Here is a 12,002-nt window from a genome sequence, read left to right as displayed (position 1 = left end):
GCAGGCAGCCGTCATCGCCCGCGAGGATGTGCCGGGGGACCGGCGCCTGGTCGCCTACGTCGTCGCCGACGAGCCCGACGACATCACCGAACTCGTCGCAGACATACGGGCGTTCGCCGCACGTCGCCTGCCCGAGCACATGGTTCCCTCAGCCGTAGTAGTCCTGGAGGCTCTGCCGCTGACCGGCAACGGAAAGCTCGACCGCAAGGCCCTGCCCGCACCGGACCACGCCGCCACGGCGGGAGCGGGCAGAGGACCGGCCAACGAACGTGAAGAACTTCTGTGCGCCGCGTTCGCGGAAGTCCTCGGTCTGGAGAGTGTCGGTGTCGACGACGACTTCTTCGAGCTGGGCGGTCACTCCCTGCTCGCTGTCCGGTTGATCAGCCGCCTCCGGACCGTGCTGGACGTGGAGGTTCCGCTGCGGGTGCTGTTCCGGTTGCCCACGGTGGCCCAACTGGCGGAACAGCTCGAACATCAACAGCCGGCGCGGCCGGTGTTGCGGCCGAGGCGCCGCCAGGAGGAGTTCTGATGATCCCGTTGTCATTCGCGCAGCGTCGGCTGTGGGTCACCGCCCAGTTGGAGGGCCCGGGTACCACCTACAACATCCCTGTCGTCCTGCGGCTTTCGGGCCGCGTGGACGCCCAGGCGCTGAACGCCGCGCTGCGGGACGTGGTCGAGCGTCACGAAGTGCTGCGCACCGTGTTCCCCGAGGTGGACGGCGAACCGCACCAGCGCATCCTGAGGCCCGAGGACCTGGTGTGCGAACTGGCGACCACCCGACTGTCGTCCGACAAGCTGGACGAAGCCGTCGCCGAGGCCAAGGGGCACACCTTCGACCTGTCCTCGGAGCTGCCGATCCGGGCGTGGCTGTTCACGACGGCCGAGGAGGAGCACGTGCTCGTCCTCGTGATGCACCACATCGCCGGTGACGGCTGGTCGACAGCCCCGCTGGCCCGGGACATCTCCCTGGCGTACGGCGCACGGTGCGCGGGCCGGGCCCCCGACTGGGCGCCGCTGCCCGTGCAGTACGCCGACTACACCCTGTGGCAGCAGGACCTCCTCGGAGACGAGCAGGACCCGGAAAGCCTGATCTCGCGCCAGACCGCTTACTGGAGCGAGAAGCTGGCGGGCGTCCCCGAGGAGCTGCGGCTGCCCTGGGACCGCCCGCGGCCTGCCCGGCCGGGCCACGCGGGGCACCGGTGCACGCTGGAGGTCCCCGCCGCCGTCCACTCGCGACTGGCCGAGATCGCGCACGCGGAAGACTCGACCATGTTCATGGTGCTCCAGGCGGCCATGGCGGTCCTGCTCTCCCGGCTGGGCGCGGGAGAGGACATCCCGATCGGTGCGGCCAACGCCGGACGCACCGACGAGGCGCTGGACGACCTGGTCGGCTGCTTCGTGAACCCGCTCGTGGTACGGACCGACCTGTCGGGCGATCCGACGTTGCGCGAAGTGCTGCGCCGGGTACAGGAAACCAGTCTGTCGGCGCTCGAGCACCAGGATGTCCCGTTCGAGAAGCTGGTCGAGAAGCTGGCCCCGAGCCGCACACCGGCCCGCCACCCCCTGTTCCAGGTGATGCTGACCCTGCAGAACAACACCGAAGCGGTGCTGGACCTGGCGGGCCTGCGGATCCAGGCCCTGCCGACGGGGCTGACGGCGGCGAAGTTCGACATGGAGGTCAGCGTCGAGGAGGCGTTCGAGGCGGGAGCACCCGCGGGGCTGCGCGGCGTTCTGCTCGCGGCCGCGGACCTCTTCGACCCGGACACCGTCCGGCGGCTCGGCGACCGGCTGGTGCGAGTGCTGTCGGTCCTGGCGTCCGCCCCGGAGACCCCGCTGAGTGCGGTGGACGTGTTCGACGAGGGCGAGCGTCACCGGCTGCTGACCGAGTGGAACGACACGGCGGAACCCGTACCGTCGGCCACGGTGCGGGAACTGTTCGCCGGGCAGGTGGCTCGGCGGCCGGACGCGGTGGCGGTGGCGTGCGAGGGGGTCGAGCTGTCGTACGCCGAACTGGACGAGCGGGCGAACCGGCTCGCCCGGCTGCTGCTGGCCCAGGGGGTCGGTCCGGAGTCGGTCGTCGGTGTGGCGTTGCGGCGTTCCCCGGAGCTGCTGGTAGCGATCCTCGCCGTGCTGAAGGCGGGGGGCGCGTATCTGCCGATCGATCCGGAGCTGCCCGCGGAACGCGTCACGTTCATGGTCGATGACGCGGTGCCGTCGGTCGTGGTGACGACGGCGGAGCTGAGCGGCGTGGTGCCGCGGAACGTGGCACGGGTCGTGCTGGACGATCCGCACACCGTGCGGGGCCTGGCCGCTGTCGACGGTGCTGCCCCGGCCGCGGACGAACTCGCGGGTGACCTGCTCCCGGATCACCCGGCCTACATCATCTACACGTCGGGCTCGACGGGCCGGCCCAAGGGAGTGATGATCCCGCACGCGGGGCTGACGAACTACCTGGTGTGGGCCGCCGAGATGTACGCCGTGGCGGCGGGCGGCGCCGTGCCGTTGCACTCCTCGCTCGCCTTCGACCTGACGGTGACCAGTGTGCTGGTCCCGCTGGTGTCGGGTGCGACGGTCGTGGTCAGCCCGTCCGGCGGTGCCGACGCCGTGGCCGAACTGGTCCGTGAGCGCGGTGACTTCGCTCTGGCCAAGGTGGTTCCCGCGCATCTTTCGCTGCTGTCCGAGCAGTTGACCGACCAGCAGGCGGCGATGGCGGCCCGGACCTGGGTGGTCGGCGGCGAGGAGCTGCCGGGAGCGGTCGCGCGGGACTGGCTGGCGCGGTCGCCGGGGTCGGTGCTGGTGAACGAGTACGGGCCGACCGAGACCGTGGTCGGGTGCAGCGTCTTCGAGGCCCGTCCCGGCCGGGAGATCGGGGACGCGGTGCCGATCGGCCGGCCGGTGGCGAACACCCGGCTCTATGTGCTGGACGAGCGGCTGTGCCCCGTACCGCTCGGGGTGGCCGGCGAGCTGTACATCGCCGGTGCGCAGATGGCACGTGGCTATGTGCGGCGGCCGGGCGTCACCGCGGAGCGGTTCGTGGCCACGCCTTTCGCGCCGGGCGAGCGGATGTACCGGTCCGGAGACCTGGCGCGCTGGAACGGTGACGGTCAGCTGGAGTACCTGGGCCGGGCCGACGAGCAGGTGAAGATCCGTGGCTTCCGGATCGAGCCCGGTGAGGTACGGACCCTGTTCACGGCCCACCCGGACGTGGCCCGGGCGGCGGTCGTCGTACGTGAGGACACCCCGGGCGACAAGCGGCTGGTCGCCTACGTCGTGGCGGCCGAATCCCAGGACCGTTCGCCGGGTGTCGGCGGCACGCTGCCGGGCGAGCTGCTGGAGGCCGCCCGTCGGCGGCTGCCGGATTACATGGTGCCCTCGGCGGTGGTGGTTCTCGACGCGCTGCCGCTGGCGGCCAGCGGGAAGCTGGACCGCCGCGCGCTGCCCGCTCCGGAGCACGTATCCGGTTCCGGCCGGGGGCCGGTGTCGCCGCAGGAGCACATCCTGTGCGCGGTGTTCGCGGACGTGCTCGGGCTCCCCGCGATCGGAGTCGACGACGACTTCTTCGCCCTCGGCGGCCACTCGCTGCTGGCGATGCGGCTGCTCGGGCGCGTGCGGGCGGCGCTGGGCGCGGAGCTGCCGCTGCGGGTGCTGTTCGAGTCACCTACGCCCGCCGGGCTCGCGTCCCGCCTCTCCGGCACGGGTGCGGCGCGTCCGGCGCCGACGGCGGGGTCGCGTCCCGAGCGTCCGCCGCTGTCCTTCGCCCAGCAGCGGCTGTGGTTCATCGAGCAGCTCGAAGGGCCCGGTGCGACGTACAACATCCCCGTGGCGTTACGGCTGTCGGGCCGGGTGGACCGGGCGGCGCTGCATGCCGCGTTCCGGGATGTGATCGTCCGGCACGAGGTGCTGCGTACGGTCTTCCCGACGGTCGACAGCGCGCCGAGCCAGCGGATCCTGGACCCGGACGAGCTGGTGTGGGAGCTGTCGGTGACCTCGGTGTCCCCGACGGACCTGGATCGTGCGGTGGCCGACGCCGCCGGCCACACCTTCGATCTCGCGTCGGAGGTGCCGGTCCGGGCGTGGCTGTTCGAGGTCGCCCCGGACGACCAGGTCCTCGTCGTGGTGCTGCACCACATCGCGAGCGACGGCTGGTCGACGGGCCCGCTCTCCCGGGACCTGTCGACCGCGTACGCGGCGCGGTGCGCGGGCCGGGCGCCCGAGTGGGAGCCGCTGCCCGTGCAGTACGCCGACTACGCCCTGTGGCAGCGCGAGCTGCTCGGCGACGAGACCGACCCGGACAGCATGACGGCGCGTCAGGTGGACTACTGGCGCAACACGCTGCGGGGACTGCCGGACGAGCTCGCACTGCCCGCCGACCGGCCGCGTCCGGACGCGGCCTCCTACCGTGGGCACACCGTGCCGCTCGCCGTTCCCGCGCAGGTGCACGCACGGCTCGCGCAGACCGCGCGGGCCGAGGGCGTGACGCTGTTCATGGCGCTGCAGGCGGCGCTGGCCATGCTGCTCTCGCGGCTCGGCGGGGGCCGGGACATCCCGATCGGCACGGACACGGCCGGTCGTACGGACGCCGCGCTGGACGACCTGGTCGGCTTCTTCGTCAACACGCTGGTGCTGCGGACCGACCTGTCCGGTGATCCCACGTTCCGTGACGTGCTGGGGCGGGTACGCGAGACCGGCCTGTCGGCGTTCGAGCACCAGGACGTGCCGTTCGAGCGGCTGGTGGAGGAACTGGCCCCGGTCCGCTCGCTGGCCCGCCACCCGCTCTTCCAGGTGGTGCTCTCCGTGCAGAACACCGCCGGGGCGGCGCTGGAACTTCCCGGCGTGCGTGCCGACGGAATGCCGACCGGCCGGCCGGCAGCCAAGTTCGACCTCGACGTGGGCATCACGGAGGCCTTCGGGGCGGACGGTTCGCCGGCGGGGCTGCGCGGCTCGTTGACCGTGGCGGCGGACCTGTTCGACGAGGAGTCGGCCGAGGCCCTCGCGGTCCGCCTCGTACGCGCACTGGAAGCGCTGTCCGGCGATCCCCTGCTGCGGCTGAGCGCGCTCGACGTCCTCGACGAGGACGAACGGCACCGACTGCTGACCGAGTGGCGTACGCCCGAACACGGCGGACAGGCCTATGTCCTGGACGAGTGGCTGGCGCCCGCCCCGGTCGGCGTGGCCGGTGACCTGTACCTGGTGGACACCGGCGACGCGCGGCAGCCGGCGGACCCGGCGTGGCGCTTGGTGGCGAACCCGTTCGCCGCGGACGGTTCCCCGCTGTACCGGACCGGCGAACGGGCCCGCTGGACCCGCGACGGTCGGCTGGTACGGCTCGACGACGGCGCAGGGCGGCAGACCGCAGCGGACCGAGTGGCGCGGGGTCCCGCGACCCTGCGTGAGGGACTGCTGTGCGCCGCGTTCGCGCAGGTGCTCGGAGCGGAGCGGATCGGAGTCGACGACGACTTCTTCGCCCTCGGCGGCCACTCCCTCCAGGCGATCAGGCTGATCAGCCGGGTACGGTCGCTGCTGGGCGTCGAGGTGCCGCTGCGCGCCCTGTTCGAGGCCCCCACGGTGGCGCGGCTGGTGGCGCTCCTGGCCGACTCGGAACCGGCTCGTCCGGTCCTGACCGCTGGTGCGCGTCCGGAGCGGCTTCCCCTGTCGTTCGCCCAGCGGCGCCTGTGGTTCCTCAGCCAGTTGGAGGGGGCGAGCACGACCTACAACATCCCGATCGCCCTGCGCCTGTCCGGCACCGTCGACCAGGGAGCCCTCGGCGCGGCCCTGCGGGACGTGCTCGGCCGCCACGAGGTGCTGCGCACCGTGTACCCGGTGGCCGAGGGGGAGCCCTACCAGCAGGTCGTCGAGCTGGACCAGCTGGACTGGGACCTGCGGGTGGAGCGGACGAGCCCGGACGACCTCGACGCCAGGATCGCCGAGGCGCTGTCGCACAGCTTCGACTTCTCCCTTGAGGTGCCCATCAAGGCATGGCTGTTCGAGGTCGGTCCGCAGGAGAGCGCGCTGGTGGTGGTGACGCACCACATCGCCGGCGACGGCTGGTCCACGGCGCCCCTGGCCCGGGACGTCTCCCTCGCGTACGCGGCGCGGTGCGCGGGTCGGGCGCCCCAGTGGGAGCCGCTGCCGGTGCAGTACGCGGACTTCGCGCTGTGGCAGCGTGCCCTGCTCGGTGACGAGCGGGACCCGGACAGTCTGCTCTCCCGGCAGGTCGACCACTGGCGCCACGCGCTCGCGGCCTCGCCGGAGGAACTGCGGCTGCCCGTCGATCACACTCGGCCGGCGGTGGCCTCCCACCGCGGCCACCGGGAAGCGCTGGAGATCCCCGCCACGGTGCACGCGCGCCTCGCGGACGTGGCCCGGGCCGAGGGCGCGACGGTGTTCATGGTGCTGCAGGCCGCGCTGGCGGTCCTGCTGTCGCGACTCGGCGCCGGCCCTGACGTCCCGATCGGCTCACCCAACGCCGGACGCACCGACGAAGCGGTGAACGACCTCGTCGGATCGTTCGTCAACACGCTGGTGCTGCGCACGGACCTGTCCGGCGACCCGACGTTCCGGGAACTGCTGACCCGGGTGCGGGAGAACGCCCTGGCGGCGTTCGCGAACCAGGACGTGCCGTTCGAGCGGTTGGTCGAGGAGCTGGCCCCGAGCCGCTCGATGGCCAGGCACGCGCTGTTCCAGGTGATGCTGACCCTGCAGAACATCGAGGAGGCCGTCCTCGACCTGCCCGGACTGCACGCCGAGACGATCCCCGCGAGCACGGTCGTATCCAAGTTCGACCTCGAAGTCATCCTGGGCGAGACCTTCGACGCGGACGGAGTTCCGGCGGGCATCCGGGGCACCGTGACCGGAGCGCTGGACCTGTTCGAGCCGGATACCGTCGCACGGCTCGGGGACCGCCTGGCGCGCGTCCTCGAACAACTGGTCGGTGACCCCGAGTCGCGGATCACGACGGTCGACGTCCTCGGCGCGGGCGAACGCCGCCGGCTGCTGACCGAGTGGAACGACACAGCCACCGATGTGGTGCCCGCGACGGTGCCGGAGCTGTTCGAGACCCAGGTGCGCAGCGCACCCGACACGGTCGCCGTGGCCGCCGACGGTGTGGAGCTGTCGTACGCCGAACTCGACGCGCGGGCCAACCGGCTCGCCCGGCTGCTCATCGGGCAGGGGGTCGGCCCCGAGTCGATCGTCGCCGTGGGCCTGGAGCGCGGCGCCGACCTGATGGTGGCCCTGCTCGGCGTGTCGAAGGCCGGCGGCGCCTATCTGCCGCTGGACGCCGACCACCCAGCGGAGCGTATCGCCTACATGCTGGCCGATGCAGGCGCGGTGGCCGCGGTGACGGCCACCGCATGGGGCGGCACCCTGCCGGACGGCGTCGCCCGGATCGTCGTGGACGACCCCGCCACCGTCCGGACGCTCGCCGAACTCCCCGCCGAGACGCTGCGGGACGACGAGCGCAGAGGCCCGCTGGTGCCCGGATCCGCGGCCTACGTCATCTACACCTCGGGTTCCACGGGACGGCCGAAGGGCGTGCTCGTCCCGCACACGGGCGTGGCCAGCCTGGTGGCCGGACACGTGCGGTACCTGGGCGTCGGCCGCGGGTCCCGGGTGGGCCAGTTCGCCTCGGCGGGCTTCGACACCTTCGGCTGGGAGTGGCTGATGGCGCTGGCCTCGGGCTCGACCCTCGTGGTGATCCCCCGTGATCGGCGTCTCGGTACCGCTCTGCCCGAGTTCCTCACCCGGCAGCGGGTCACCCACGTGACGCTGCCGCCGGCCGTCCTCGCCACGCTGGAGGAGGACGCGATCCCCTCCGACACGGTCCTGGTCGTGGCCGGCGAGGCCGCCTCGGTCGAGGTGATGCGGCGGTGGGCGCGGGGCCGCCGCATGTTCAACTCCTACGGCCCGACCGAGACCACGGTGGACGCCACCCTGTGGCGGTGCGATCCCGCCGCGGACGAGGTGGCGATCGGCCGGCCGGTGGTCAACACCCGGGTCCACGTCCTGGACGAGGCACTGAACCCCGTACCCGTGGGGGCGGTGGGCGAGCTGTACGTCACGGGTGTCGGACTCGCGCGCGGCTACGCCGGCCGGCCCGGACTGACGGCGGAACGCTTCGTCGCCAACCCGTTCGGCCACGGCGGGGGGCGTCTGTACCGGACCGGTGACCGGGCCCGGTGGACGGCCGACGGCCACCTCGTGTTCGCGGGACGCGCGGACGACCAGGTGAAGATCCGCGGCTTCCGCATCGAGCCCGGCGAGGTCCAGGCCGTCGTCACCACGCACCCGTCCGTGGCCCAGGCCGCGGTGGTCGTACGCGAGGACGCCCCGGGCGACAAGCGCCTGGTCGCGTACGTCGTCCCCGTCGATGCCGGGCCCGGACAGCCCGCGCTGCTCCAGGACTTCCTCGCCGCACAGGTGCCGGACTACATGGTTCCGTCGGCCGTCGTGGTCCTGGAAGAGCTGCCGCTGACCGTGAACGGGAAGATCGACCGCAAGGCCCTGCCCGCTCCGGAAACCGTCGACGCGGCACGTGCGGGCCGCGGCCCGGCCGATCTACGCGAAGAACTCCTGTGCGCCGCGTTCGCGGAGATACTCGGTGTGAACGGCGTGGGCGTCGACGACGACTTCTTCGCCCTCGGCGGGCACTCCCTGCTGGCGGTCAGGCTGGCCAGTCGCGTCCGGCAGATTCTCGATGTGGAGCTGGACATCCGAGTCCTGTTCGAGGAGCCGACGGTGGCCGGCCTGGCCGCCCGCCTGGCCGACTCGTCGGCCGCCCGCCTTCCGCTGACGAGCGGTGCGCGCCCGGAGCGGGTGCCACTGTCCTACGCCCAGCAGCGGCTCTGGCTCATCGAGCAGATGGAGGGCCCGAGTTCCCTCTACAACATGCTGGTCGCCCTGCGCCTCACCGGCCCCCTCGACCCGGCGGCGCTGGGTCTGGCGTTCCGGGACGTGATCACCCGGCACGAGGTGCTGCGCACGGTCTTCCCGACCAGGAACGGCGAGCCGTACCAGCGCATCCTCGAACCTGACGACGTGGCCTGGGAACTGTCCGTGAGCAGCGTCGCACCGGACCGTCTGGAGGCCGCGATCGGCGAGGCGAGGACGTATGTCTTCGACCTGTCGGCCGAGGCGCCGATCAGGGCGTCGCTGTTCGAGACCGGACCCGACGAGCACGTCCTCGCGGTGGTGTTCCACCACATCGCCAGCGACGGCTGGTCGGACGGCCCGCTGGCCCGGGACTTCTCCCGGGCGTACACGGCGCGGTGTGCCGGGCGCGCCCCGGCGTGGGAGCCGCTTCCGGTGCAGTACGCCGACTACGCGCTGTGGCAGCGGCGACTGCTGGGCGACGAGACGGACCCCGGCAGCCTGATGGCCGATCAGATCGCCTACTGGCGTGAGGCCCTGGCCGGGGTGCCGGAAGCCCTGGAGCTGCCGTTCGACCGGGCACGCCCCGCCATCGCCTCGCACCGTGGGCTCACCGTGCCCGTGGAGATCCCCGCCGAGGTGCACGCCCAGCTGGTGGCACTGGCCCGGGCCGAGGGCGTGACGATGTTCATGGTGCTGCAGGCCGCGCTGGCGGTCCTGCTCTCCCGGCTCGGCGCCGGAACCGACATCCCCATCGGCTCGGCCAACGCGGGCCGCACCGACGCCGCGCTCGACGACCTGGTGGGCTTCTTCGTCAACACGCTGGTGCTGCGCACGGACCTGTCGGGCGATCCGACGTTCCGCGCGGTGCTGTCCCGCGTCCGGGAGACCGGCCTGGCGGCGTTCGCGCACCAGGACGTGCCGTTCGAGCGGCTCGTGGAGGAGCTGGCCCCGGTCCGGTCGCTGGCACGTCACCCGCTGTTCCAAATCATCTTCACCCTGCAGAACAACGCCGGAGCCGTCCTCGACCTGCGGGGCGTGGACACCGGCGCGGTGGCGTCGGCCGGGGCCCAGGACGCGAAGTTCGACCTGGACCTGAGCGTGACGGAGACGTTCGACGCCGACGGCGCCCCGGCCGGGGTGCGCGGCGCGCTGATCGCCGCCACCGACCTGTTCGACCGGGAGTCGGTCGAGCGGATGGCGGCCCGCTGGGCACGGGTGCTGGACACCGTGACGCGTGACCCGGGCAGTCGTCTGAGCGAGGTGGACCTGCTGTCCGGGGACGAGCGCCACCGGCTGCTCGTCGAATGGAACGCGACCGCGTCCGCCGTGCCGGACGCCACCGCCGTGGAACTGTTCGAGGCCCGGGCGGCACGCACCCCGGACGCGATCGCCGTCGTCGCCGACGGCCGGGAGGTGTCGTACGCCGAACTGGACGCGCGTGCCGACCGCCTCGCGGCGTATCTCGTGGGCCGGGGCGTGGGACCGGAGTCCCTGGTGGGCCTCGTCCTGGAACGTGGTGCAGATCTGCTCGTGGCGCTGCTGGGCGTCATGAAGGCGGGTGGCGCCTACATGCCGGTCGACCCGGACTACCCGGCCGAGCGCATCGCGTATCTGCTGGCCGATGCCGCTCCGGTGGCGGTGCTGGCCGCTCGCGCCACGGTCGGCGTGGTACCCGAGACCACGGCCCCGGTGCTGATCCTGGACGACCCGCGGACCGTCAGGGCCCTGGAGGAGCAGGCCGTCACCGGCCGGTCGGACGTACCGCCAGGGCGCCTGGCCTACGTCATCTACACCTCCGGCTCCACGGGCCGCCCCAAGGGCGTCGCCGTCACGCACGGGGCGCTCGCCAACACGGTGGCCTCGGCGGCGGCCCGGCTCGGTGCCGGACCGGGGTCACGGACGACGCAGTTCTCGTCGATGAGCTTCGATCTGTTCGTGCTCGAGTGGACGCTGGCTCTGACCAACGGGGCGACGCTCGTCGTCGTGCCGCCCGACCGGCGGATGGGCGCCGAACTGGCGGCCTTCCTCGCGGAGCAGCGCGTGACCCATACGTCGCTGCCGCCCGCTGTGCTGGCCGGCCTCGACCCCGGCTCGATCGGCACCGACGTCGTCCTCGAGGTCGGCGGCGAGGCCAGCACACCGGAACTGATCGGGCGGTGGGCGGCCGACCGGACGATGTTCAACGCCTATGGCCCGACGGAGACCACGATCGACGTCGCGGCCTGGCACTGCCGGCCGGGCGTGACCGACGTGCCCATCGGCACCCCGATCGGCAACACCCGCGTCTACGTCCTCGACGAGTTCCTGTCACCCGTTCCGGCCGGTGTGGCGGGCGAACTGCACGTCGCGGGAGCCGGTCTGGCCCGTGGCTACGTCGGGCGCGCGGGACTGACCGCCGAGCGGTTCGTCGCCTGCCCCTTCGAACCGCACGCCCGGATGTACCGCACCGGTGACCTCGTCAGGTGGAACAAGGGCGGGGAACTGGAGTACCTGGGCCGGGCCGACGAGCAGGTCCAGCTCCGCGGCTTCCGTGTCGAGCTGGGTGAGATCGAGGCCGCGGTGACCGCCCATCCGTCGGTGGCCCAGGCGGCGGTCCTGGCCCGCGAGGACACCCCGGGCGACAAGCGGCTGGTCGCCTACGTCGTCCTCATCGACGGCCCGGACGACGAGGACGCGGACCGGCGGCCGGAACGGATCCGCCGGTTCACCGCCGAGCGGCTGCCGGGATTCATGGTGCCGTCGGCGGTCGTGGTCCTCGACGGGCTACCCCTGTCGGTCCACGGAAAGCTGGACCGCCGGGCCCTGCCCGTGCCGGACTACGGCATCCGGGCCGGTGGCGGCCGCGGCCCGTCCGACGAGCGGGAAGAGGCCCTGTGCGCACTCTTCGCCGAGGTCCTCGGTGTGGAACGGGTGGGGGTCGACGACAACTTCTTCGAACTGGGCGGCCACTCCCTTCTCGCCACTCTGCTCGTCGCGCAGGCAGGTGACGCCTTGGGCGTCGACGTGACGATGCGGGATCTGTTCGACGCTCCGACCGTAGCCGGGTTCGCCCAGCGGGCTCGCCTGGCCGGACCGCGGAGCAGCAGGCCCGCCCTGCGGCGCATGCGCGACCGAGGTAGCACGAGCTGACC

At 72.7% G+C, this 12,002-nt stretch carries 2 protein-coding genes; both read left to right on the top strand.

The window, feature by feature from the left end; genetic code table 11:
* Nucleotides 1-529 (top strand): phosphopantetheine-binding protein (locus tag ACFT4A_RS41930; protein ID WP_382841822.1); only part of this gene is annotated, 529 nt, incomplete at its 5' end.
* A complete protein-coding gene (locus ACFT4A_RS41925; RefSeq protein ID WP_382841819.1) occupies nucleotides 529-12,000 on the top strand; it encodes an amino acid adenylation domain-containing protein in 11,472 nt (3,823 codons plus the stop codon). The genes ACFT4A_RS41930 and ACFT4A_RS41925, both read left to right, overlap by 1 nt.
* Nucleotides 12,001-12,002: the final 2 nt, after the last annotated feature.

Origin of the sequence: Streptomyces sp. NPDC057099, from assembly GCF_042671245.1 — a bacterium.
GTDB classification, from domain to species: Bacteria; Actinomycetota; Actinomycetes; order Streptomycetales; family Streptomycetaceae; genus Streptomyces; species Streptomyces purpurascens.
This window is presented reverse-complemented; position numbering and strand designations above follow the sequence as displayed.